22 protein-coding genes are annotated in these 24,621 nt (G+C 60.5%); 14 read left to right on the forward strand and 8 right to left on the reverse strand.

The genetic code is table 11. The annotated features are described in order from the left end of the window. Window positions 1-19 precede the first annotated feature (19 nt). From hypD to hypA, 5 genes are read right to left on the reverse strand one after another with little or no spacing between them, the layout of a single operon-like run. Window positions 20-1,117, reverse strand: coding sequence for a hydrogenase formation protein HypD (gene hypD, locus INF35_RS00460; protein ID WP_193499630.1), 1,098 nt, complete (start codon window positions 1,115-1,117; stop codon window positions 20-22). Continuing rightward, complete coding sequence (locus INF35_RS00465; protein WP_193499631.1) at window positions 1,107-1,325, reverse strand: HypC/HybG/HupF family hydrogenase formation chaperone; 219 nt, start codon at window positions 1,323-1,325, stop codon at window positions 1,107-1,109. Before INF35_RS00465 ends, hypD begins: the two co-directional genes overlap by 11 nt. Continuing rightward, window positions 1,288-3,591 carry a carbamoyltransferase HypF gene (gene hypF / locus INF35_RS00470; protein ID WP_193499632.1) on the reverse strand — a complete coding sequence of 768 codons (2,304 nt, stop codon included), beginning with the start codon at window positions 3,589-3,591 and terminating at the stop codon, window positions 1,288-1,290. Before hypF ends, INF35_RS00465 begins: the two co-directional genes overlap by 38 nt. Then, entirely contained in the window at window positions 3,588-4,244 is a 657-nt protein-coding gene (hypB, locus tag INF35_RS00475) for a hydrogenase nickel incorporation protein HypB (RefSeq protein WP_193499633.1), read from the reverse strand. The genes hypF and hypB overlap by 4 nt, the downstream gene beginning before the upstream one ends. Continuing rightward, complete coding sequence (gene hypA / locus INF35_RS00480; RefSeq protein ID WP_193499634.1) at window positions 4,245-4,589, reverse strand: hydrogenase maturation nickel metallochaperone HypA; 345 nt, start codon at window positions 4,587-4,589, stop codon at window positions 4,245-4,247. 554 nt (window positions 4,590-5,143) lie between these two features. On the opposite strand from hypA, the gene INF35_RS00485 reads away from it, so the two are divergent. From INF35_RS00485 to INF35_RS00510, 6 genes are read left to right on the forward strand one after another with little or no spacing between them, the layout of a single operon-like run. Continuing rightward, complete coding sequence (locus INF35_RS00485; protein WP_235983067.1) at window positions 5,144-6,922, forward strand: NADH-quinone oxidoreductase subunit 5 family protein; 1,779 nt, start codon at window positions 5,144-5,146, stop codon at window positions 6,920-6,922. Next, window positions 6,922-7,782: a respiratory chain complex I subunit 1 family protein gene (locus INF35_RS00490; protein WP_193499636.1), complete on the forward strand. Its 861-nt coding sequence runs from the start codon at window positions 6,922-6,924 to the stop codon at window positions 7,780-7,782. Before INF35_RS00485 ends, INF35_RS00490 begins: the two co-directional genes overlap by 1 nt. Window positions 7,783-7,798: 16 nt before the next feature. Beyond that, window positions 7,799-8,251, forward strand: coding sequence for an NADH-quinone oxidoreductase subunit B family protein (locus INF35_RS00495; protein ID WP_193499637.1), 453 nt, complete (start codon window positions 7,799-7,801; stop codon window positions 8,249-8,251). A gap of 17 nt (window positions 8,252-8,268) precedes the next feature. After that, on the forward strand, window positions 8,269-8,616 hold the full coding sequence (locus INF35_RS00500) for an NADH-quinone oxidoreductase subunit C (protein WP_193499638.1): 348 nt from the start codon (window positions 8,269-8,271) through the stop codon (window positions 8,614-8,616). A gap of 6 nt (window positions 8,617-8,622) precedes the next feature. Beyond that, window positions 8,623-9,702 (forward strand): hydrogenase large subunit, encoded by a 1,080-nt coding sequence (locus INF35_RS00505; RefSeq protein ID WP_193499639.1) that lies wholly within the window; start codon window positions 8,623-8,625, stop codon window positions 9,700-9,702. A gap of 6 nt (window positions 9,703-9,708) precedes the next feature. Further along, window positions 9,709-10,263 carry a 4Fe-4S binding protein gene (locus INF35_RS00510; RefSeq protein ID WP_193499640.1) on the forward strand — a complete coding sequence of 185 codons (555 nt, stop codon included), beginning with the start codon at window positions 9,709-9,711 and terminating at the stop codon, window positions 10,261-10,263. A 161-nt stretch (window positions 10,264-10,424) separates the two neighbouring features. On the opposite strand, the gene mnmA is transcribed toward INF35_RS00510, so the two are convergent. Together mnmA and rnhA are read right to left on the reverse strand one after the other, a co-directional pair. Continuing rightward, the gene (gene mnmA / locus INF35_RS00515) at window positions 10,425-11,486 is read right to left on the reverse strand and encodes a tRNA 2-thiouridine(34) synthase MnmA (protein WP_235983068.1); all 1,062 of its coding nucleotides are present in this window, start codon (window positions 11,484-11,486) and stop codon (window positions 10,425-10,427) included. 53 nt (window positions 11,487-11,539) lie between these two features. Continuing rightward, window positions 11,540-12,001 carry a ribonuclease HI gene (rnhA, locus tag INF35_RS00520; protein WP_193499641.1) on the reverse strand — a complete coding sequence of 154 codons (462 nt, stop codon included), beginning with the start codon at window positions 11,999-12,001 and terminating at the stop codon, window positions 11,540-11,542. 423 nt (window positions 12,002-12,424) lie between these two features. Here rnhA and INF35_RS00525 point away from each other — a divergent pair, with 423 nt between their 5' ends. The 8 genes from INF35_RS00525 (at window position 12,425) to INF35_RS00560 (ending at window position 23,473) form a co-directional block, all read left to right on the forward strand. Beyond that, entirely contained in the window at window positions 12,425-14,371 is a 1,947-nt protein-coding gene (locus tag INF35_RS00525; protein WP_235983069.1) for a ribonuclease J, read from the forward strand. A gap of 59 nt (window positions 14,372-14,430) precedes the next feature. Beyond that, window positions 14,431-16,413, forward strand: a complete 1,983-nt coding sequence (locus tag INF35_RS00530) for a DHH family phosphoesterase (protein ID WP_193499642.1) — start codon at window positions 14,431-14,433, stop codon at window positions 16,411-16,413. Window positions 16,414-16,432: 19 nt separating this feature from the next. Next, the gene (gene rplI, locus INF35_RS00535) at window positions 16,433-16,879 is read left to right on the forward strand and encodes a 50S ribosomal protein L9 (protein WP_193499643.1); all 447 of its coding nucleotides are present in this window, start codon (window positions 16,433-16,435) and stop codon (window positions 16,877-16,879) included. Window positions 16,880-16,924: 45 nt separating this feature from the next. Beyond that, window positions 16,925-18,337: a replicative DNA helicase gene (dnaB, locus tag INF35_RS00540; protein ID WP_193499644.1), complete on the forward strand. Its 1,413-nt coding sequence runs from the start codon at window positions 16,925-16,927 to the stop codon at window positions 18,335-18,337. After that, window positions 18,321-19,700, forward strand: a complete 1,380-nt coding sequence (gene tilS, locus INF35_RS00545) for a tRNA lysidine(34) synthetase TilS (RefSeq protein WP_328740048.1) — start codon at window positions 18,321-18,323, stop codon at window positions 19,698-19,700. Before dnaB ends, tilS begins: the two co-directional genes overlap by 17 nt. Window positions 19,701-19,713: 13 nt before the next feature. Further along, window positions 19,714-20,259, forward strand: coding sequence for a hypoxanthine phosphoribosyltransferase (gene hpt, locus INF35_RS00550; protein ID WP_193500491.1), 546 nt, complete (start codon window positions 19,714-19,716; stop codon window positions 20,257-20,259). 107 nt (window positions 20,260-20,366) lie between these two features. After that, window positions 20,367-22,334 (forward strand): ATP-dependent zinc metalloprotease FtsH, encoded by a 1,968-nt coding sequence (ftsH, locus tag INF35_RS00555; RefSeq protein ID WP_235983113.1) that lies wholly within the window; start codon window positions 20,367-20,369, stop codon window positions 22,332-22,334. Window positions 22,335-22,405: 71 nt separating this feature from the next. Beyond that, window positions 22,406-23,473 (forward strand): hypothetical protein, encoded by a 1,068-nt coding sequence (locus tag INF35_RS00560; RefSeq protein ID WP_193499646.1) that lies wholly within the window; start codon window positions 22,406-22,408, stop codon window positions 23,471-23,473. Window positions 23,474-23,551: 78 nt separating this feature from the next. On the opposite strand, the gene INF35_RS00565 is transcribed toward INF35_RS00560, so the two are convergent. Further along, a complete protein-coding gene (locus tag INF35_RS00565; RefSeq protein ID WP_193499647.1) occupies window positions 23,552-24,529 on the reverse strand; it encodes an RluA family pseudouridine synthase in 978 nt (325 codons plus the stop codon). Window positions 24,530-24,621 lie beyond the last annotated feature (92 nt).

The raw sequence follows: 24,621 nt of genomic DNA on the forward strand, positions 1-24,621 counted from the left end.
GTCTTTGCGGAAAAGCCGGTCAGCGGGCGCGGTATTTCCAGGCCGCCGCGCAGGCTCCCTCGCTGGAGACCATGCAGGGCCCCACCGGGTCTGCCGGGGTGCAGGCCTTGCCGAAAAGCGGACACTCGCCGGGCTCACAGACACCGCGGATCACCGAGCCGCAGCGGCAGCCGGGAATTTCGTTTGCCTGGCCGGGGACAAAGCCGAATTTTTGGGCAGCGTCCCAGCGGCTGTACTCAGGTCTCAGGGCGTAGCCGCTGTCCGGAATTTCTCCCAGCCCACGCCACAGACTGGTGCGGTGCTCAAACACCTGGTCGATGGCTGCCAGCGCCGCCGGATTCCCTGCGGGGGCCACCAGACGGGTGTATTCGTTCTCCAGTCCGGGATGGCCTTCTGCCAGCATGGCAACCAGCCGCCAGACCGAGTAGAGGATATCTCCCGCCTCAAAACCGCTCACCACGGCAGGCAGTTGAAATTCCCGAGGCAGAAAGGAAAAGGCGATCGCCCCTGTGACGGCGGCCACATGCCCGGGGCAGAGAAAACCGTCCACCGCAAAGTCCGGCGCGGCGATCAGGGCGCGCAGGGCGGGTTCGGTGCGCTTGAGCAGACAGAGAACGGAGAAGTTCTCCAACTCACGGTCGGCAGCTTCCAGAATGCAGGCGGCGGTGCCGGGGGCGGTGGTCTCAAATCCCACCCCGAGAAAAACCACCTGGGTATCCGGCTGGGCGGCAGCCAGTTCCACCGCCTCCATGGGGGAGTAGACGGTCCTGACCTGGGCACCCAGAGCCCGGCGGCGTAGCAGCGTATCGCCCCGCTGAGAGCCGGGCACCCGGAGCAGGTCGCCATAGCTGGCAATCAGAACATCAGGCTGCCCGCAGAGCTGCAGGATGCCGTCAATCTCCCCGGCGGGGGTCACGCAGACCGGGCAGCCGGGACCCGAGAGCAGGCGCACATCGGGGGCAAGGGCAGTGCGCAGTCCTGCCTTGGCGATGGCCATGGTGTGAGTGCCGCAGATCTCCATCAGACGCACCGGCCCGGTCTTTTCCGTCAGGGCGTGGATGGCATCCAGCAGCCGCCGGGAGCCTTCCGGGCGGCGGAAATGATCTTCAAAGAGCATCGATGGCCTCCTGAATGCAGGCAAGGTTTTCCTCCGCCTGCTGCTGGGTCAGTTTCTGGATGGCGAACCCGGCATGGACCATCACATAGTCGCCGGGCTGAATATCGGGGATAAAGTCCACCCGGATGGTCTGGGAGAGACCGGCGGCTTCTCCCACGGCACGCTTGCCGTCAACGGATACAATTTTCAGGGGAACTGCCAGACACATGGAAATCAACGCTCCTTTGTGCAGCCGCGATGGCCAGCTGACCCAGGCAGAGGCCTTCGTCGCCGGGGGAAACGCGGCAATGAGGATAAACCCGGAATCCGTCCGCCTCCAGCAGGCGGGTGATGCCGGACAAGAGATACTGATTGAGAAAGACACCGCCGGACAAAACCACCGGCAGGCGACGGTCATTGAGGGCCCGGCACTGTTCCAGCGCCATGCGGCACAGTGCGTCCATAAATCCGCGGGCCATGGCGGCAGGAGATACCCCCTCTGCCTTGTCGGCACAGAGTGCGCGCAGCAGCGGGCGGGTATCAAAGCGGCGCAGACCGTCCTCCTCATAGAAGGCGACGGGATATACCCGGCCGGGGATGGAGGCGTCGACCAAGGCTTCCAGCAAAGTGGGAGCCTGACCGTCGTAGGCCGCGGCCTGGCGCCCGGTCAGCAGGGAATAGACTCCGTCAAACAACCGCCCGATGCTGCTGGCCGCCGGGCAGGAGATGCCCCGCTCCAGCATGGCAAGCAGGGTGGCGCGGTTTTCCGCAGGCGGAAAAGCGTCGGTGGCAAGCTCTGCATCCCAGGCAAGGGAGAGGGCAATCCGGCCAATTTTTTGGGTGGCAGCGTCCCCGCCGGGCAGCAGGACCGGGCGGATGGACCCCACCCGGCGGAACTGCTCGTATCCGCCCACCAGAAATTCTCCGCCCCAGATGGTGCCGTCCAGCCCCAGGCCGGTACCGTCCCAGACAATGCCGAAGACCTGGCCGTCCAACCGGTTGTCTGCCATGCAGGCGGCCATGTGGGCCCAGTGGTGCTGCACCTGCAGCAGGGGCAGATTCTCCCGCCGGGCAAGCGCCCGGGCTTCCCCGGTGGAGAAGTAGTCAGGATGCAGGTCACAGACCAGCTGCGCCGGCCGGATGCCGAACAGCCGCAGATAGGTCTCCATGGCGGCGCGGTAATGGTCCAGAGTCTCGGCATTTTTCAGGTCGCCGATGTGCTGGCTCAGAAAGGCGTGATACTCCCGTCCGGCCGCAAAGGAAGCCTTTTGCTCGGCGCCAAAGGCCAGAATCCCGGTCACGTCGAAAGCGGTGGTCACCGGCTGGGGGGCGTACCCCCGGCTGCGGCGGAAAAAGTATTCCCGCCCCCGCCACACTGCTGCCAGCGAGTCGTCGCAGCGGTTGACAATATCCCGGTCGTGGAGCAGAAAGCCGTCGGCGATGCCCCGCAGACCCTGCAAAGCCTCGTCGTTTTCGGTCATGACGGGGCGGCCGGGCAGATTGGCGCTGGTCATGACCAGTGTGTCGGGCCCTCCAGAACTGCCGTCCAGCAGCAGGACATGCAGCGGTGTGTAGGGCAGCATGACGCCCAGGCGGGCGTTGGCACTCAGCCCGGTTAGACCCTGCGGGTCACGCTTGCGCAGCAGCAGGATGGGACGCCGGACGCTTTGCAGAAGTTTTTCCTCATCGCCGTCCACAAAGCAGAGTCGTTTTGCGGCGGCAAGATCGCGGCACATGACGGCCAGCGGCTTTTCCTCCCGGTGCTTCCGGCGGCGCAGCCGCCGCACAGCATCGGGATTGGAGGCGTCGCAGGCCAGATGGATGCCGCCCGTCCCCTTGACGGCAATGACCCCGCCTGCGGCCAGAGCCTGCTGGGCCAGAGTCACGGCATCCCCGGGCACCGCAGCGCCCCGGTCATCCAGATAAAAGGCCCTGGGACCGCAGCGCGGACAGCAGTCGGGCTGGGCGTGGTAGCGCCGGGTGGCAATGTCACCGTATTCGGCGGCGCAGTCGGGGCACATGGCAAAGGTGGACATGGAAGTTCCCGGCCGGTCATAGGGCAGGGAACGGATGATGGTGAACCGTGGCCCGCAGTCGGTACAATTGATAAAGGGGTAGCGGTATCGCCGGTCGGAGGGGGTGTACAGCTCCTTCAGACAGGCGGGACAGGGGGCAATGTCCGGGGAGACCAGCGTCGCGCCGCTGTCCTGCCGGCTGTCCCGGATGGTAAAATCCCGGTACCCTGCCAGCCCGTCCATGGGCGTTATCCGGACATCCTCCACCACAGCCAGGGGCGGCGCTTTGCGTTTCAGCCCGTCAGCAAAGCCCTTCAGAGCCTCGTCGGGACCTTCCAGTTCCAGCTCCACGCCGGAGGAGGTATTGCGCACCCAGCCGTTCAGGCTGCATTCCCGGGCCAGCCGGTGGAGAAAGGGCCGGAACCCCACGCCCTGCACAATGCCGCTGACCGCAATGTGGATCCGATGAAGCTCTCTCATGCCAGAGCAGCGCGGATGCGGGCTGCCAGATGGGCGGCCAGCTCGTCCAGCCCTTCGCCGGTGCGGCTGGAGACGACGAACATGGGGCCTTCCGGGTTGACGCCGCGGTAATCGGCCCGCACACGGTCCAGGTCAAACTCAAAGTAAGGCAGCATGTCCCCCTTGTTGACGGCCAGACAGTCGGTGTCGGTGAACATCAGGGGATACTTGGCCACTTTGTCGTCGCCCTCGGGTACGCTCAGCACGGTGAGGCGGAAATCCTCCCCGATGTTGAACTCCGCCGGGCAAACCAGATTGCCGATGTTCTCCACAAACAGCACGTCCAGATGGTCCAGATCAAACTGGGGCAGGATGTGCTGGATGCTCATGGCCTCAATGTGGCAGGCACCGTCGGTGTTGAGCTGTACGGCGGGAATGTTCAGTGCTGCGATTTTTTCGGCGTCGATCTGCCCGGTGATGTCGCCCTCAATGACGCCGATGGCAAATTCATCCCGCAGCCGCTGGATCATCGAGGTAATCAGGGTGGTCTTGCCGGCACCGGGGCTGCCCATGACATTGATCATGCAGACCTTTTTGCCGCGCAGCACCTGGCGCACCTGAGCGCTGACATCCTCATTCCATTCCATGACCTGATGCAGAACTTTGATCTCCATTTATGTATCGACCTCCAAACTGTCAACCAGAAATTCCCGCCCGGACAGCCGCTTGAGCCGGATGCTTTTGCAGAAAGGGCATTCAATATGCCGCCGGTCAATGTCACTTTCCCGGCCGCAGTCCAGGCACCGTACCCGCAGGGGCACCTCAATCACCTCGATCTTTGCTCCCTCGGCAATGGTGCCTTTGGCCAGCACGTCAAGGTACATCTGTACGCATTCAGGTACCACGCCGCAGAACTGCCCCAGCTGCAGGCGGATGATTTTGATTCGCCGGGCATGCTGCTGTTGGGCGGCCTGCAGGGAAATGTCCAGAATGCTTTGTGTGATGGAAAGCTCGTGCATATAGAAGGCTCCTCCGGTAACGACGGAATTCGAATCATTGAATTCTAATTTCCTATTGTATCACTGTGTGTGACAAAATTCCATATGAGGAACCGGAACAAAAACTTGCGTAACGGCAAATTATCAAAAATTTCACAATTTCCGCAGTGTAAAATCATGCGTTTTGCAAATAGCGCCGAAACTGCCGAAGCAAATCGCCAATCTGTGGGGAGAAGAACTAAAAAAATCGAAGGTACAAAAAAATAAAAGCTCCTGGCATTCACGAACACCGCGGGACAACTGATTTTGGGGCGCCGCACAGGAAACAATTGTACAGATGAAATCCTGAACGAGTGTCAAACGCAGAATTTGCCGTGTCTTGTATTTCTTCGGCAGCAGGCATATAATAAAGAGCGGATTCGGCATATTATATGATTCTTTTCCGTAAGGGAGCTTGTTTTATGGGTGTTATTCCAGTCTTGATTTTGTGGCCTGCGCTCATTGCATTGCTGATCCCGCTTCTCAGGAACAGCAAAGCGCGGGGAATCGCGGTTTACGTCGGAGCGGGCGGCGTAATGATTCTGGCCCTGACGCTGCTGATCTCCTGGCTGCGCGGCGGCGGGCAGATGGTCAAGCTGTACCAGCAGACAGAGGGAATCGATCATCTGATGCTGGCCGGCGAACTGGTGCTGATGGTTCTGATCGTTTATCTGAGCATCCGGCACCGCAAGTACCCGGTGATTCTGCTGTCGGTAGGACAGACGGGGCTTCTGATCTGGTCGGAAACCACGCAGCCTGTGGAAGCGCCCTACCATATGGCAGTGGACTGCCTTGCCATGCTGATGTGCATTATTGCGGCATTCGTAGGCGGACTGATCTGCATCTACGCTGTCGGTTACATGAAAGGCTATCATAAACATCACACCGAGTATCAGGATCGCAGCGGCTTTTTCTTCTCCATGCTGTTTCTCTTCCTGGCCGCCATGTTCGGCCTGGTACTGTCTGAAAACCTCGTCTGGATGTATTTCTTCTGGGAAATCACCAGTGTGGTTTCCTTCCTGCTCATCGGCTACACCCGCACGGAGGAGGCTGTCAACAACAGCTTCCGTGCCTTGTGGATGAACCTGCTGGGCGGCCTTGGCTTTGCCATCGGCATTGCGGTGGCAGCCGGCACGCTGGGCACGGTTCAGCTGGGAGAGGTCGTTGCGGCGGGAGCTGTCATACCGGTGGTCATGCTGGCCTTTGCGGGCCTGACCAAGTCGGCACAGCTGCCCTTCTCCTCCTGGCTGCTGGGCGCCATGGTGGCACCCACTCCGTCCAGTGCCCTGCTGCACAGTGCAACCATGGTCAAGGCGGGCGTGTATCTTCTCATCCGTCTGTCGCCGGCGCTGTGCAATACCATGACCGGTATGACGGTGGCTTTCATCGGCGGCTTCACCTTCATTGCAGCCAGCATGATGGCCATTGCCCAGAACGACGGCAAAAAAGTTCTGGCATTCTCCACCATTTCCAACCTGGGCCTGATCGTGGCCTGTGCCGGCATCGGCGCGGAGGAGACAATCTGGGCCGCCATTTTGCTCATGATCTTCCACTCGGTCAGCAAATCCATGCTGTTTCAGGCGGTGGGCTCCATCGAGAACAGCCTGGGCTCCCGTGATATTGAGAGCATGCACGGTCTGCTGCTCCGCCTGCCCCGCCTGACTTATATTATGGGCATCGGCATTGCGGGCATGTACCTGGCGCCTTTCGGCATGCTGATCTCCAAGTGGGTGGCTCTCAAGGCTTTTGTGGATGCCGACAACTATCTGCTGGTCATCTTCCTGGCCTACGGCAGTGCAACCACCATGCTGTACTGGACCAAGTGGCTCAGCAAGCTGGTGTCGCTGCACCACACCAAGGAACCCGCCCACGATGCGACCCTGCCCGACCAGTACCTTTCCATGTACATCCATGCGGCGGCCACGCTGCTGCTTTGCCTGCTGTTCCCGCTGGTTTCCACCTATGTGGTGGACCCCATGATCGTGGAACTGTTCGGCTCGGCCCATGAAGTGCTGTCCATGAGCGTGCTGACCACCATGGCCATCATGCTGGTCTCGGTCATCTTTGTCCCGTCGCTCATGTTCCTGCTGACGAGAGCGACCCATCGGGATTACGTTCCCATCTATATGGGCGGCATCAACGAGGGGGACAATACCTACTTCACCAACAGCTTCGGCGAGCCGGAGCATCTTTACCTGAGCAACTGGTATCTCCGGTTTGAGTTCGGCATGCGCAGACTGATGCGTCCGGCGGTGATTGTGGCCGCGGGTGTTCTGATCGTCATGCTTTGCCTGATCGTAGGGGGTGCAGTGTAATGCAGGTAGTATCTGTTGTACTTTATCTGATCCTGGCCCCGTTTGTGGGGGCATTGCTCGACGGTTTCGACCGCATCATTTCGGCGCGGATGCAGGGCCGCAAGGGCCCGCCGCTTCTGCAGCCCTTCTATGATCTGGCCAAGCTGTTTTCCAAACAGATGCTGGCGGTCAACAGCGTGCAGATGCTGCTCAATCTGAGCTATCTGGTCTTTCTGGCGGTGGCGGGCGCCATGCTGTTTGCCGGCGCCGATATCCTGATGAGCCTGTTCATTCTTTCCACGGCGGACATGTTCCTGGTCATGGCGGCATCCAGCGATTCCTCGCCCTTCTCCACCCTGGGCGCCGGCCGCGAGATGATCCAGATCATGGCCTACGAGCCCATGACGCTGCTTCTGGCGGTGGGCTTTTACCTGGCCACCGGTTCCTTCCAGGTAGTGGACATCATCCATATGCCTTACAGCACCGTGCTGCCCATGCCGGGCTTTTTGATCGGCTTCTTCTTTGTCATGGCCATCAAGCTGCGCAAGTCGCCCTTTGACCTGTCCACCAGCCACCATGCCCATCAGGAGCTGGTCAAAGGCCTGACCACCGAGATGGCGGGCCCTACCTTTGCCATCATGAACATTGCCGAATACTACGAAATGACGCTGATGCTGGGCATTGTGGCGCTGTTCTTCATCAACGAAAACTGGTGGAGCTGGCCCATCGCCATTGTGGCCTGCCTGTTCGTATTCTTCCTGGAAATTCTGTGGGATAACGTCAGCGCCCGCGTCAAATGGCGCACGCTGCTGGACAGCTGTTGGGTCGTCACGCTGCTTTCGGGCGGACTCAACGGTTTGATCCTCATGCTGATTCGATAAGGAGGGGCGCAAAGGTATGGCAAAACTGGCAAAATCCCCGTGGCTGCTGCATTATGACGCCAGCAGCTGCAACGGGTGTGATATTGAGGTTCTGGACTGCACGACGCCGCGGTATGACATCGAGCGCTTCGGCATCATCAACACCGGCGATCCCTTCCAGGCCGATATCCTGCTGATCACCGGCGGCATCAACAATCAGTGCGAGAGCGTTGTCCGCCAGCTGTACAGCCAGATGCCCGACCCCAAGGTGGTCGTGGCGGTGGGCATCTGTGCCTGCACCGGCGGTGTGTTCAAGGACTGTTACAACATCAAGGGCGGCGTGGATACGGTCATCCCGGTGGATGTCTATGTGCCGGGCTGTGCGGCCCGCCCCCAGGCCATCATTGACGGTGTAGTCAAGGCTCTGGAGATTCTGGAGCAGAAGCGAGAGGCTTATTCCGAAAAACAGGAACAGAAAGGCCGCGCATGAGGGAAGGAGAGTGCCCGATGGAGCATTTGAATACGATTGAACCCATCACCATGGCAGAGTTCATGCCTGCGGTGATCCGGTTCAAGATGGACGGCTGGCGGGTCGTGCAGATCTGTGCCAACCGTGTGCCCGACGGATACGAGATGAGCTATTCGTTCGGCAAGGATTATGATATGCGCACCCTGCGCCTGACGGTGGGGGAAAACGAAACGATCTCCAGCATTACCCAGGTATATCCCGGCGCGTTTTTGCAGGAGAACGAAGCCGCCGAGCTGTTCGGTGTCAAGATCGAGAGCATCGACAAGGACTATCACGACAAGCTGTACCGCATCGCGCGGGAAACGCCGTTTAAGCAGAAGGGGTGAGCGGACATGGCAAAGCAGAGTATTGTACCGTTCGGCCCGCAGCATCCCGTGCTGCCCGAACCGATTCATCTGGACCTTGTTCTGGAAGATGAGGTCGTGGTCAAGGCAGTGCCCAGCATCGGTTTTGTGCATCGCGGCCTGGAAAAACTGGTGGAGACCAAAGACTATAAGGACTATGTTTACATTGCCGAGCGTGTCTGCGGTATCTGCAGCTTTGGTCACGGCATGGGCTACTGCCAGTGCCTGGAAAAAATCATGAATATCGAAATCCCGCGCCGTGCAGCCTACCTGCGCACCATCTGGGTGGAGATGAGCCGTGTTCACAGCCATTTGCTCTGGCTGGGCCTGCTGGCCGACGCCATGGGCTTTGAGAGCCTGTTCATGCAGTGCTGGCGCCTGCGGGAAAAAATTCTTGATATGTTTGACGCCACCACCGGCGGCCGCATCATCTTTTCGGTCAACTGTGTGGGCGGTGTGCTCAAGGACATGGATACCGGCATGCTGCTGAAGATCGTGGATACCGTCAATGAGATGGAGAAGGAACTGCGCCCCATTGCGGAGGCTTTCCTGCGGGATCTGTCGGTGGGAACCCGCCTGCATGGCCTGGGCATTCTCAAGCCTGACCAGGCCCGCCTGATGGGCGCGGTAGGGCCCATGCTCCGTGCCAGCGGCGTGGCCTATGATACCCGCCTGCTGGGCTACGCAGCCTACAATGATTTGGACTTCGAGCCCATCACCGCAGCGGAGGGGGATTCCTTTGCCCGCTGCGAGGTCCGCATTCACGAGATCTACCAGTCCTTCAGCCTGATCCGCCAGGCCGTGGAAAAGATCCCGGAAGGTCCCATCTGTGTGCCGGTCAAGGGCAATCCCAACGGCGAGCACTTTATGCGCATCGAGCAGCCCCGGGGCGAGGCAATTTACTACGTCAAAGCCAACGGCACCAAATTTGTGGAGCGTTTCCGTCTGCGCACGCCCACCACAAACAACATTCCTCCCATGCTGGATATGCTCAAGGGCTGCCAGCTGGCCGATGTGCCGCTGCTGATTTTGACCATCGATCCCTGCATCAGTTGTACCGAGAGGTGAGAAAGCATGGCGGAATGGAAGTTTTTGCCGTTTGCGCAGACGGCGCTCAAGAATCTGTTCAGCGCCCCGGTGACCACCGGGTATCCCTTTGAACCGGCCCAGTATCCCGACCGGATGCGCGGCCATGTATCTATCCAGATCGAAAACTGCATCAGCTGCGGCCTGTGTGCCCGCAGCTGTCCGCCCGGCGCCCTGACGGTGGACCGCAAGGCAGGCACCTGGACCATCAACCGGTTTGATTGTGTGCAGTGCGGCAACTGTGTCAACGTCTGCCCCAAAAAGTGTCTGAGCATTGTTCCGGGCTATACCCAGCCGGATGTTGCCAAGCACAGCGATACCTTTACCCGTCCGCAGCAGCCTGCCCAGGCAGCCAGGCCCGGGGCAAAGCCGGTCAACGACGCGGCCAAGTGTGTCTACTGTACCCTGTGTGCCAAAAAGTGCCCGCAGGAAGCCATCACGGTGGACCGTGCCGCCAAGAGCTGGACCCTGGATGCCGAGAAATGTGTGGGCTGCGGCCTCTGTGCAGCATCCTGCCCCAAAAAGTGCATCACCATGCAATGATTTTACACTGCCGGCAGGAACAGACCGCAGGAACCGAACAATTTTATAAACAAAAGCAGCCTTCCCGCGCTTTTCCCGGCGCCGGAAGGCTGCTTCTTTCTGTTTTATATTTTGCGATTTTGCGGCATAAGGACGTGCCTTGTACCGACGGAGAGAACAGCTCACTCTGCCGACAAGATCACACCGCCGCCCATCACATAGCCGTCGCGGTAGAATACGGCGCTCTGGCCGGGGGCGGGGGCACGGACCGGCTCGGGGAAATCCACCGTCAGCACGCTGTCCTCGCAGCGGACAACGCAGGCGGTGGGTTTGGCGGCACTGCGGATCTTCACAAGATACTCGCCGTCGGCCAGAGGCAGTCCGTCGGGGGTGACGACAGAATCCACAAGGATGCGCCGGTTGAACTCCCCGCCGCTCTCGGCCAGACGGATGTTGCCGTCGGGCAAGATCTCCCGGACAAACAGCGGCCGTCCCGCCGAGAGTCCCAGCCCCTTGCGCTGGCCCACGGTGTAGTGGTCCACCCCCAGGTGGGGGCCCAGCTCCTCGCCGTCGGGACCGATAAACCGCCCGGCTTTGGGGGTCATGCCCCGGGCACGGATGAAAGCGGAGTAATCCCCGTCGGGGATAAAGCAGATCTCCATGGAGTCGGGGGCATCGGCACAGCGCAGATCAATGTCGTGGGCAATGTCCCGGACATCGGACTTTTCAAATTCCCCAAGGGGAAGGATCAGCCGGTCCAGAATGTTCCGGCCCAGGCGGTAGAGCATGTAGCTCTGGTCCCGGGCTGCGCTCTCGGCGGTGCAGATTCGGCAGACGCCGTCAGAGCAGCGCTCAATGCGGGCATAGTGCCCGGTGGCAAGATAGGGGATGCCCAGCTCGTCGGCTTTTTCCGCCAGCAGGCGGAACTTGACCGCCGGATTGCAGAGAATGCAGGGGTTGGGGGTGCGTCCGGCGCAGTAGCTTTCGCAGAAGGGGGTGACGACCTCCCGGTCGAAGGCCTCGGCCGCGTCGATCACGTGCACCTCCACGCCCAGAGAGCGGGCGGCGTCCCGGGCGGCGGCCACAGCGGCATCGTGGGCGGGGGAAAAGCGGATGACCGCACCCTCCACGGCAAAGCCCTGCTCCTGCAGGATCCTCACCGTCACGCTGGAGTCCACACCGCCGCTCATGCCCACCAGAACGCGGTCCTGCTTTTCATAGGTGTTGAAGCCCATAGCATCCATGGCAATTTCTCCTTTATACAGTGGGTGGAAAGAATGGGGGCAAAACGGCAGAATCAGGCCTGCCTGCCGCCGTATTTTTTGCTCTGCGCCACAGCCAGACGGTCGCAGCGCTCGTTTTCGGGATGACCGGCATGGCCCTTGAGCCAATGGTAGTGGATCACATGCTTTTCGCTTTCCGCCAGAAGTTGCGCCCACAGGTCGGCGTTCAGGGCAGGGGACTTGTCGGCCTTTTTCCAGCCCCGGGCCCGCCAGCCTTTTGCCCAGCCCTTTTCCAGCCCGTTGATGACGTACTGGCTGTCGGAATAGAGATCAATGTCGCAGGGCTCCTTCAGCTGGCGCAAAGCCTCCAGAAGACCGGTCAGTTCCATGCGGTTGTTGGTGGTGCCAGCCTCCCCGCCGGAAAGTTCCTTTTCGTAGACCTTGTCAGCCGTGCGAAAGCGCAGGATCGCTCCCCAGCCTCCGGGACCGGGATTGCCGCTGCACGCGCCGTCGGTGTAGATTTCGATGTGTTTCATGTTGAACTCCTGCTATATTGTCCATACTGAGCATGGAAAAACGTCGGTTTGCTTCTGCCATTATACCCGCTTTACAGGCGGCAGGCAAGGGGAACGGCTCTGGGGCTCAGAATTGACAAGCTATCCAATAGCAATTATAATGTTTTTATCTGCAATGTTCGTGTTATGCTGGCATTCGGGCCCGGCCGCGCCTGACAGGCGGGCTTTTCGCGCCCCAACAAAAAATCCGGTGTGAGTGGAGTAACGTTCAGACAGCACATTTTTTGCGCAGAACGCTCCCGGTCACAGGGTTTGTAGGTCTCCATATTTTGGAATACTGCGGTCAAGCCGCGACACAAATACATTACGTTTACCTGCTGCAGGGCCCGGCATCCGCCAAAGGCGCGGATGTCGGCTTTGCCGAGCAATCCTACGGAGGTTTCAATGGAAGAATTCAACGACAAGCGTCAGACCGAAAAAGCAAAGAATCCGCGCACGCCTCAGCGGCGTCCTCGCCGTCAGCCTGCGGCCAAGGCGGCAGAGCCTGCACAACAGGGAGAAGGCGCACAGAATACCGCAAAACCCCGCCGTCCGCAGCGTCCGCGCCGCGCACCGGTTCCTCAGGCGCCCAACCGCAATGCCCAGCAGACGGCCAGAACGGTGCCGGTACAGCAGAATCGTGCCCCCCGTCCCCGCCGGGGCCAGAACGTCCAGGCAGATGCCCCTGCCATCCCCATGCACATCTGCCCGTTGGGCGGCTTGGGCGAGGTTGGCAAAAACATCACCCTGTATGAGTGTCAGGGGGACATGATCCTGATTGACTGTGGGCTCGTGTTCCCGGACTCGGATATGTTCGGCGTCGATCTGGTCATCCCCGACTTCACCTATGTGCTGGAGAACAAGGACCGCATCAAGGGCATCTTCATCACCCACGGTCACGAGGATCACATCGGCAGTCTGCCTTATCTGCTGCGTCAGTTCAACGTGCCCATCTATGCGGCCAAACTGACCATCGGCCTCATCCGCAACAAGCTGGAGGAGCACGGACTGGCATCCAGCACCAATTTTGTGGAGATCCGTCCCCGGCAGAAGGTCCGTCTGGGCTGTTTCACCATCGAGCCCATTCATGTCAACCACTCCATTCCGGATGCCCTGGCCTTTGCCATTGAGTGCCCGGCGGGCATCGTCATCCATACCGGCGACTTCAAGATCGACTACACGCCTCTTTCCGGGGACGCGGTGACCGATCTGTCCACCATTGCCGAGTACGGCCGCCGCGGGGTCCTGGCTCTGCTGGCTGACTCCACCAACGCCGAGCGCCCCGGTTTCACTGCCACCGAGCAGACGGTGGCGGAAGGAGTCCGCAGCCTGTTTGCCCGGGCGCGGAACAAGCGTATCATTGTGGCGACCTTCGCCTCCAACATTTACCGCATCCAGCAGATCATCGACCTGGCCATTGAGTCGGGCCGCAAGGTGGCGGTAAACGGCCGCAGCATGGTTTCCAACACCGAGATGGCCAAGGAGCTGGGCTACCTGCATGTGCCCGATACCGTGCTCATCGACATTGAGGAGGTCAACAAGTATCCTCCCGAGAAGGTGGTCCTCATCACCACGGGCAGCCAGGGCGAGCCTCTGTCGGCGTTGTCCCGCATGGCTCAGGCCAGCCACCGCAACGTCAAGGTCGGCCCCGGGGACTTCATCATCATCTCGGCCCGGCCCATCCCCGGCAACGAAAAGACCGTCACCAAGGTGGTCAACGGACTGCTGGCCCTGGGCGCCGAGGTCATCTATGAGAACATGTACGACACCCACGTGTCCGGCCACGCCTGCCAGGAAGAGCAGAAGCTGATGCTGACCCTTGCCCACCCCCAGTATTTCCTGCCGGTGCACGGTGAGTTCAAACAGCTCAAGCGTCATGCCGAGACGGCGGAACAGCTGGGCTATATTCCTAAGCAGAACATCTATATTGCGGAGAACGGCCAGAATCTGCGCCTCTCCCGGGATTCCCTGACGCTGGAGGGCACCGTGCCCGCAGGCGCCGTCATGGTGGACGGCTACGGTGTGGGCGATGTGGGCAATGTGGTCCTGCGCGACCGCCACCACCTGTCGGAGGACGGCATCATTGTGGTCACCGTCACCATCGACGGCCGCAGCAGCCGGGTGCTGGCAGGGCCGGAACTGGTCTCCCGCGGCTTTGTCTACGTTCGGGAGAGCGAGGAACTTATGGACGGCGCCCGTGCCCAGGTGGAGATGGCTCTTGACCGTGCCCTGGCCGACCACGCCCATGACTGGAACAGCCTCAAGACCCGCGTGCGGGAGGCACTTTCCAGCTATATCTATCGCAAGACCAAGCGCAGCCCCATGATTCTGCCCATCCTGATGGAAGTCTAAACCAACCCTTTGGCCCGCCGGGGGCGCAGTCTCCCGGCGGATTCAGTTGAGGAAGTACGATGAAAAACAAGTTACGCCTGGACACGGCGGCCATCATGGTGCTGCTGATGCTGTGCTGCGCGGCGTTGGCCGTACCGGTGGTGCTGTATGCACCCCAGTGGCTGCTGGCGCCGGTGATTGTGCTGGCGGCGGCGGTGATTCTCATTGCAGTCAACCGCCGACGCGTGCGCACCTTCATCGCCCGGAACCTGAGCGGCAATGTGTTCGGCGGCAGCAAGGTCCAGTATTCGCTGGCGCAGCTACCGCTGCCGGCTTTTCTCATGTCCGGCAACTCTGTTTTGTGGTATAATGCTTATTTCAAGGACAGTGTCCTCGGCGGGGCCGATGCCGTGCTCATGCCGGTGGAAAAACTGCTGCCCGGGCTGGATATGGCGGTCTGCTCCCGTCCGCACGGGCAGGACATTACCGTCAACGGCTTCCGCTTCACGGCGTACGCCAGCCCCAGCCCCACCTCCAACGGCGCCAGCATCGTCTACCTCGTGGACGACACCTTTTATAAGGACACGCTGGACGAGTACACCGCCAGCCGTCCGGCCTGCATGATCATTGTCATCGACAGCTATGATGAGCTCTTCACCGACATGAAGGACTCGGAGCAGGCCCACGAGCAGGAGGCCATCAACCGCCTGCTGGAGGAATACATCGGCCAGACCACCGGCTTTCTGCGCCGGGTGGCCAACAACCGCTACATTGCGGTGGTGGAGGAGCGCCACATCCGCCGGATGATCAAGCATCGCTTCGACATTCTGGACAAGGTGCGCGCCCTGCATCCCGGCGGTTCGCTGACCCTGTCCATCGGCGTGGGCCACGGCGGCAAGACCTTGGCCGAGTGCCAGGAGATGGCCAGGGAGAGCATTGACATCGCCCTGGGCCGCGGCGGCGACCAGGCGGCGGTCAAGACGCTGGACGGCTTTGAGTTTTTCGGCGGCGTCTCCCACGGTGTGGAAAAGCGCAGCCATGTCCGCAGCCGCATCATTGCCAATGCCCTGGAGGACCAGATCCGCCAGAGCGACAGCGTGCTCATCATGGGCCACAGCATGAGCGACCTGGATGCCATCGGATCGGCCATTGGCGTGCTGCGCATGTGCAAGATGTGCGGTGTGCCGTCGGTCATCACGGTACATAAGGGCGCTACTTTGGCGGGCCAGCTCATCGACCTGTTCATCAAGGCAGGGGAGGGCGACAACTTTATTGAGCCCGAGGAAACCTACGAGATCATCACCCCCAAAACGCTGCTGATCGTGGTGGATACCTATCAGAAGCGCCTGTTGGAAAGCCAGAAAATCTACGAAAAATGCCAGCGGGTGGTTGTCATTGACCATCACCGTATGGCGGTGGGGCACATCGACAACCCCATTCTGCTCTATCATGAGCCCTATGCCTCCAGTGCCAGCGAGCTGGTGTGTGAGCTCTTGCAGTTCATGCCCACACAGGGAAATATTACCCCGCTGGAGGCCCAGGCACTGTTGGCCGGCATCATGCTGGACACCCGCAGCTTTGCCCTGCATGTGGGCGTGCGCACCTTTGAGGCGGCCGCCTGGCTGCGCAGCCGCGGCGCCCAGACTGCCGACACCAAGCTGCTGTTCAATGTTTCCAAGGCAGAGTACGAGGCCCGCGCCCACATTGTGGAGGACGCCTATATCTATAAGGGCTGTGCCGTTGCGGTGTCGGAGGAGCTGGAACCCGGCATGAACGTGGTGCTGCCCATGGCTGCCAACGATCTGCTCACCATCACGGGAGTGGATGCCAGCTTTGTTGCCGTCGCCAAAAACGGCGGTGTCAATATTTCGGCGCGCAGTATGGGCGCGCTGAACGTCCAGGTCATTCTGGAGCCTCTGGGCGGCGGCGGTCATCTGACCATGGCCGGTGCCCAGCTCAAGAACTGCTCGCTGGAGGAGGCCGAGCGCCGCATCCGCGAGGAGATCGATCACTATCGCGCCAACCAGTCAGCGTCCAACGCTGTACCTGTGAGAAAACCGTAATTGTAAGGAGGGGTTCACTGTGAAAGTGATTCTGAAACAGGATGTGAAGAACATCGGCAAAAAGGACGAGATCCATGAGGTCTCGGACGGCTACGCACGCAACTTTCTGTTCCCGCGGGGACTGGCCGCTGTGGCCGACGCCGGCGCGCTGAACGTCGCCCGCACCAAGGTGGAAGCCAAGGCTCACCATGAGGCGGAGGCCCGTGCCGCCGCCCAGGCTCTGGCCGACAAGATCAAGGACAAGACCGTGGTGGTCAAGGTCAAGGGCGGTGCTTCCGGCAAGCTGTACGGCAAGGTCACCTCCAAGGATGTGGCCGACGCCCTCACCAAGCTCATCGGCGCCGAAGTGGACAAGAAAAAGGTGGAGATGCAGTCCAACATCAAGGAGTTCGGCAGCTACGATGCCGCCGTCCGCCTGTATCAGGGCGTCTCGGCCAGCTTCAAGGTCAAGGTCGAAGAACTGTAAAGCAGAGCACGTTTACACCTCATGCAGATCAAAGGAGGCGCCCACATGCCGGGCAATGAGCTGAGCCTTTCGGGGCTGGGCATCCAGATGCCCTACAATATGCAGGCGGAGCAGAGTGTCCTTGGCGCCGCTTTGATGGATGAGAACATCCTCACCCAGCTGATTACCGAGCTGGAACCGGAGATGTTCTACTCCGACCAGAACCGCGCAGTCTACACCCAGATGGCGGCGCTGTTTGCCGAGAACGAGGCCGTGGACGTGGTCACCCTGGTAGACGCCCTGGCCTCCAGCGAGGCTTTTCAGGGGGCTGACGACGCCAAAATCTACGTTGCCCGCCTGGCCGAGACGGTTCCGGCCCTGTCCAATGTGGAATCCTACATCCGCATTGTCCGGGAGAAATACCAGACCCGCCGCCTGATCGAAGCCGCCCGCTCCATTTTGCAGCAGACGGCGGAGGAATCCGACGCCGACATGCTGCTGGAGAGCGCCGAGCAGAAGATCTACGACATCCGCAGCGGCAAGGACAAGACCGGCGTCAAGACCATCAAGGAATCCATCCTGGATGTCATTGCCACGCTGCAGAAGCTCAGCGGTCCCGACCGGGACAAGTACGCGGGCATTCCCACCGGCTTTACCTATCTGGATACCGTCCTCACCGGCCTGGGCCGCTCCGACCTGGTCATTCTGGCAGCCCGTCCCGGCATGGGCAAGACGAGCTTTGCCTTGAACATTGCCACCAACGTCGCCCGCCTGCAGAAGGTGCCCACCATTGTGTTCAGCCTGGAAATGACCTGCGAACAGCTGACCGACCGTATTCTTTCCAGCACGGCGGGCATTGACAGCCAGACCTTCCGTACCGGCCGCCTCAACGACTCGGACTGGAATGACCTGGTAGGGGCCAGTACCCTTTTGTACGATGCGCCCATCTATATGGACGACTCCTCGGGCATTTCGGTGCCGGAGATCAAGGCCAAAATCCGCCAGATCAATCAGGACCCCAAAAAGGACCGCATCGGGCTGGTCATCATCGACTATCTTCAGCTCATGCAGTCCTCCAAACGGACTGAGAGCCGCGTGCAGGAAATCAGCGACATCACCCGGAACCTCAAGATCATGGCGAAGGAACTCAACGTCCCCGTTATTGCCCTGTCCCAGCTGTCCCGTGCGGCGGAAAAGACCAGCGGCCGGTCCGATCACCGGCCGCAGCTGTCCGACCTGCGTGACTCGGGCTCCATCGAGCAGGACGCCGACGTGGTTTTGTTCCTCTACCGTGCCGCCTACTACAACAGCCAGAACGGCGAGGGGGAGCAGGCGGATGAAAATGTGGCCGAGTGCATCGTTGCCAAAAACCGTCACGGCGAGACCACCTCGGTCAAGCTGGGATGGGACGGTGCCCATACACGCTTTATGAATTTGGATTACAGCCATGACAACTTCAACGGTGGATCCGATCATTGAACAAACAGAAGAATCCCTGCTGGCGTTCTGCCGGCAGCGCGGGCTGTTCAAGCCCGGCGACAGGGTCATTGCAGCCTGCTCCGGAGGGGCGGACTCCATGGCCCTTTTGCTGTTTCTTTACCGCTGCCGCCGCCAGCTGAAGATCGAGGTACTGGCCACCCATGTGGACCACGGCATCCGGGGGGAGCAGTCCCATGCCGACGCCCGCTTTGTGGAGCAGTTCTGCCGCTCTTTGGGGGTGGAACTGTTTGTCTACGATGCCCGGCGGGAGGGGGTGGAGATCCCGCCCCACGCCAGCGAGGACTGGGCAAGGCGGCTGCGCTATGCCTGGTTTGACGCCCTGGCCCAGCGGGAGGAAGCGAAGATCGCCACGGCGCACACCCTGTCCGATCAGGCGGAGACCCTGCTGTTTCGGCTGGCCCGGGGCACGGGACTCCACGGCATGACGGGCATTCCGGTGCGCCGGGGCGTCTATGTGCGGCCCTGCCTCTGCATCACGGGGGCACAGACGGCAGCATACTGTGACGCACTTGGGCAAAGCTATGTACAGGACTTCACCAACGAGACCGACGACTATGCCCGCAACCGCATCCGCCACGGGGCCATGCCGGCCCTGGCCAGCGTGAACAGCGCGGCAGAGCGGTCCATTGGGCGGTTCTGCCGCCAGATGCAGGAGCTGGACGACTGGCTGACCGCCGAGGCGGCGGCCCTTCTGCAGGCGGCCGCCCTGGAGGACGGTTACGATGTGGAGCGTTTGAGGGAGGCCGACGGCCCAATCCTGACCACAGCCCTGCACAGCCTCATCGTGCCCGAGCGGGATGCGGAGGAGAAGTACGTCAGCCTGCTGCGCTTTCTGATCCTGAGAGGGGACGGGGCCCTGCAGCTGACCCAGGATGTGAACTTCAAGGTGAAAAATGGTGTGCTGCGGCGCATTGCACCGCCGGGGGCGCTACCGCCGCCGGCACCGCCGCAGCCGGCCCTGCCGGGGGTTTATCGCCTGCCGGGGGGCTATACCATCGAGATTCAGGTGCAAAAGTATGAAGAATTTCTGAAAAATGAACCAATTTTCAAAAAAGACTTAAACTGTTGCGCAGATTATGATAAAATACAAAAGAGTATTTTGCTGCGTACACGTCAGCCGGGGGATGACTTCCGTCCGGCGGGCCGTCATGTCAGGAAAACACTCAAAAAATTGTTCAACGAACTTGGTGTGAAACCGGAGGAGCGGGCGCTGATGCCTTTGCTGGCGGATGGCAGTGAAGTCGTCTGGCTGTGGGGCAGCGGATTTGCCGAGGGCCTGGCCCCCGACCGCAATACGCGGACGGTGCTGGTGGTGCATGCTGAGCGGGATACGGAGGCTTGAATCCATGTATGATATGAACCGCGACATCGACCATGTTCTGGTGTCGCAGCAGCAGCTGCAGGACAAGATCAGCGAGCTTGGCGCGCAGATCAGCCGGGACTACGACGGGCACGAACTTCTGCTCGTCTCCATTCTCAAGGGATCTGTGGTGTTTATGACGGATCTGATGCGCGCCATCAGCATTCCCTGCGCCATCGACTTTATGGTGGTGTCCAGCTACGGCGGTTCCAACACCACGACCACGGGTCTGGTCAAGATCGTCAAGGACCTGGATCAGGATCTGACCGGTAAGGATGTGCTGATTGTGGAGGATATCCTGGACACCGGCGTGACGCTGTCCCATCTGATGCCCATGCTGCGCATGCGCAATCCCAGCAGTGTCAAAATCTGTTCGATCCTGTCCAAACCCAGCCGCCGCAAGGCCGACATTGAGCCCGACTACAAGGGCTTTGACGTGCCGGATGAATTTGTGGTCGGTTACGGCCTGGACTACGACGAAAAGTACCGCAACCTGCCCTATGTGGGAGTCCTGAAACCCGAAATTTACACTAAGGCGTAAAATGGCGCCGCGTTCCGGCAACAAGAGTAGGAGTTGATTTCTTGCAACAAAAACCTCGCTTCAGCGGCGGAATTGTGATTGCGATCGTGCTGGTTCTGGCACTTGTAATGGTGACGATGTATTCGTCGCTGTCCGGTACCGATACCAGCACCATGGCCTATTCCGACGTAATCGAATACTTTGAAAACAATCAGGTTACCGCCTTTGACCTGGATTTGAACACCGGCGTCATTGAGATGAGCCTGAAGGAAGGGGACAAGCCCCTGCCTGAGAACGCCCAGCAGCAGACCGAGGCAACCGGACTGCTGCAGGAACTCTCCGGCAATGAGGACTACGGCCCCAAAAACGGCGGCACAGTGGTTGCTACCTACAAGCTGCCTTATATCGATTATTTCCTCAGCACCCTGCGGGATGAAGGCCTGATCGAGCAGTACAATGAGGCCAATCCCGACGCTCCCATGGTCTACGATATGTCCCCGGTCAAGCCGAGCATTCCGTGGATGGAGCTGCTGCTCTATGTCATCATGATCGGCGGCGTGGCATTTTTGTTCATTTCCATGTACCGCAGCGGCGCAGGCGGCAGCGGTATCATGAATGTGGGCCGTGCCAAGGTCAAGGATCAGCAGGAGAGCCAGCGCAAGGCAACCTTCGCCGACGTGGCCGGTGCCGAGGAGGAAAAGGCCGAACTTCAGGAAGTTGTGGAGTTCCTCAAGGCGCCCGAGCGGTTCAATTCTCTGGGCGCGCGCATTCCTCACGGTGTGCTGCTGGTGGGCCCTCCGGGCACCGGCAAAACACTGCTGGCCCGTGCCTGTGCCGGTGAGGCGGGCGTTCCTTTCTATGCCATTTCCGGTTCCGATTTCGTCGAGATGTACGTCGGCGTCGGTGCTTCCCGCGTGCGTGACCTGTTTGAAAAGGCCAAAAAGACCATGCCCAGCATCATCTTCATTGATGAGATCGATGCAGTGGGCCGTCAGCGCGGCACCGGCCTGGGCGGCGGCCATGACGAGCGCGAGCAGACCTTGAACCAGCTTCTGGTTGAGATGGACGGCTTTGATGCCAACGACGGAGTTATCGTCATGGCGGCGACCAACCGCGCCGACATCCTGGATAAGGCTCTGCTCCGTCCCGGCCGTTTTGACCGCCAGGTCTATGTGGGCCTGCCCGATGTCAAAGGCCGTGAGGAGATCCTCCGCGTCCACACCAAGAACAAGCCCCTGGGCCCCGATGTCAACCTCAAGACCATCGCCCAGTCCACTGCGGGCTTCTCGGGCGCAGACCTGGAAAACCTGGTCAACGAGGCCGCGCTGCTGGCTGCCCGCAAGGGCAAGAAGGCTATCACTGAGCCTGAAATCGAGGAGGCCTCCATCAAGGTGGTGGCCGGCCCCGAGAAGAAGAGCCGCGTTGTGACCGACAAGGAAAAGCGCCTGACTGCCTACCATGAGGCCGGCCATGCCATCACCGGTTACTATTGCCCGACCCATGACCCCGTGCATCAGATCAGCATCATTCCCCGTGGGGCCGCGGGCGGCTACACCATGTATCTGCCCGATAAGGAGCCCAGCTATGTGACCCGCACTGCCATGAGCGAGGACATCGTCTGCCTGCTGGGCGGCCGTGTGGCGGAACAGCTGGTGCTGGAGGATATCTCCACCGGTGCCTCCAATGACCTGGAGCGCGCCACCGACCTGGCCCGTGCCATGGTCACCCGCTATGGCTTCTCCGAGCGTCTAGGCCCCGTTGTCTACGGCAACGATCCCGGCCAGACCTTCCTGGGCCGTGACCTGGCCCAGGGCAAGGGATATTCGGAGACCATTGCCTCCGAGATCGACAATGAGATCCGCGATATCATGGACGAGTCCTACGAATCTGCGCGCCGCATCCTGTCCGATCATATGGACAAGCTGCACGCAGTGGCCAAAGTCCTGATGGAGAAGGAAAAGATCTCCGGCGATGATTTCCGTGCCCTGATGGAGGATCGCCCCACTGCGGATGCGGACGACGAGGAGATGCCTGCGCAGGCGCCGGAAGCTCCGGCCCAGGACAGCACCGCGCAGCAGCCTCCGGTGCAGGAGTGAGAAAGATGATGCTGCGGCGGAACCCTGGCTGCAGCGCAGGGATAGCAACAATTAAGCAAGGTGAGTGAAGCATGGATCAGAATTTCTCTTTGATGGCCCAATCCCGTGCCAACTATTATACTGCGGGCAGCCCGGTTCAGTTTGTCCGCGTGGAGCTGCTGAAAGGCGACGTGACCGGCGAGGTTGCGGTCTGCCTGACTTTCAAGAATGTCGGAACCGAACCGCTGACCGGGCTTGTGATCCATTTCAAGTGTAAAGATGCGGCAGGCCAGGTCCTGTGCGAGGATGATTTCTACTATGAGCAGCTGGATGCACAGCCGGGCGATCTGTTCGGCAGCGACGATGCAGTCTATGTCAGCGATACGCCGGTGTCCAGCGTCGAGATCGAGCAGGACCGCGCTTTCCTGAACGGGCGCGGTGTAGACCTGCGGGGATACAAGCGCGTCCGCCTCAAGACGCCCCGGGTGCTGCCGGCTTCCATTGCCAAGACGCTGCAGCAGCGCACCGGCAACGATGCACTGATCTGCGTGCCTCAGGATATCGAGCAGGGCTGGTTCTGCGCGTGCGGGGCTTTCCACCCCAACGAGGAGAATACCCAGGTCTGCAGCGAGTGCGGCGGAGACCGCGCCTACATCAAAGCCGCCCTGACCCATGTGCTGGAGGAGGCCCGTCAGGCCGCCGAACAGCAGCAGCGCGAGATCAACGCAGTGGCCAACTCCGACCCCCAGCAGGAGGCGGCAGCCGCCACAGCGGCCGCTGCCCAGGCTGCCATTGCCGAGGAGCCCACCGCTCAGTTTGCGCCGCCCCAGCAGGAGAGCAATCCCGAGCTGGACCGCGTCCGCCGCTACGCCAACAAGGGCATTCTGCTGGACGATGAGCAGGACGACGACGAGGACGGCACCCGCATGTTCGATGCGGAGGAGGCCTCCGGCGAGCTGGACTATGACGGCGATTATGATGAGGATGACGAGGATGAGTACGATCGTCCCCGCCGCCGCGGCCGCTATGCCGACGACAGCGAGGAAAGCGAAGACGATGTCATGGCCGAGCGCATTATCCGCTGGGCCCCGCCGATCACGGCAGTCATCTGCGCGCTGATCATTGCCGTGGCGGTGATCTATCGCTTCCTCATCGCCTGAGGCCCTGAGACTAAGATTCAAACACAAAAAAGCGCTGCCGGCTGGCAGCGCTTTTTTGCATTCGGGGCAGGGAGAAAATCACCCCTTTTCCGGCCCACCCGCACATAGCTTGTCAAACAGAGCCAGGATGCCGGGCTTGTCCAGCTTGATGACCCGACCCGAGAGATAGTGCAGGGTGTTTTCCTCGGGGATCTGGCCAAAGGTCAGCCGCTGAGCACAGAGGGCCTGGGTGCGCAGACCGGTGCGCTCATTCATTTTGTGATTGCCGTACTTGATGTCGCCGATGACCGGGTGCCCCAAATAAGCCAGGTGGGCGCGGATCTGATGGGTGCGGCCGGTCACCAGTCCGATCCGGCAGAGGGCAAAGGGACCGGACTGGCGGATCACCGTCACATCGGTGATGATCTGCTTGTAGCCTTCACTTTCCCGGGCATGGATTCGGACTTTGTTGTTTTTTTCGCTGTGCTGCAGCCAGGCAATATGGCGTCCCTGGGGCGGTGCCCCCACGGTGATGGTCAGATATTCCTTTTTCATCCAGTTCTCCCGGATGATCTCGTTCATGTCGCGCAGGGCACTCTGGGACTTGGCAGCCAGAACCAGCCCCTCGGTGCCGCGGTCAAGGCGGTTGCAGATGGCGGGGGCAAAGCGGTTCTCGGCCTTGGGGTCGTAGACTCCCCGGGCGGTCAGCTGCGCAATGAAGGCGTCCACCAGATTGGCATCGCCGGTGCGGTCACTGTGGCAGAGCAGATGGGCGGGTTTGTACAGCGCTGCGATGTTGTCATCCTCGTAGATCACGGTGACGGCGGGCTGGCGCCGGGGCGCCGGTTTGGGCCGGGTGGGGGAGACGACAGGGAAAAATTCATCGTTGATGTACAGCTCAATGATGTCGCCCTCCTTCAGGCGGGTGTCGGCTTCGCCGCGCTTGCCGTTGACCTTGATGCGCTTGTTGCGGAAGCTCTTGTACATCAGACTGCGCGGCATATCTTTGGTGACCGACTCCACAAAGCGGGAGAGGCGAACGTCGTTTTCATTTGGCCCTGCCACAAATTTCTTCATAAAATGACCTCTGACTTTTCAATTACTGGGTACACGTGTATAATGAGATACAGGAACTTGCCCGGGTCCGGGCCAAAACAAAGGATAGGAAC

The sequence above is a fragment of the Gemmiger gallinarum genome, from assembly GCF_014982805.1.
Classification (GTDB): Bacteria; Bacillota; Clostridia; order Oscillospirales; family Ruminococcaceae; genus Gemmiger; species Gemmiger gallinarum.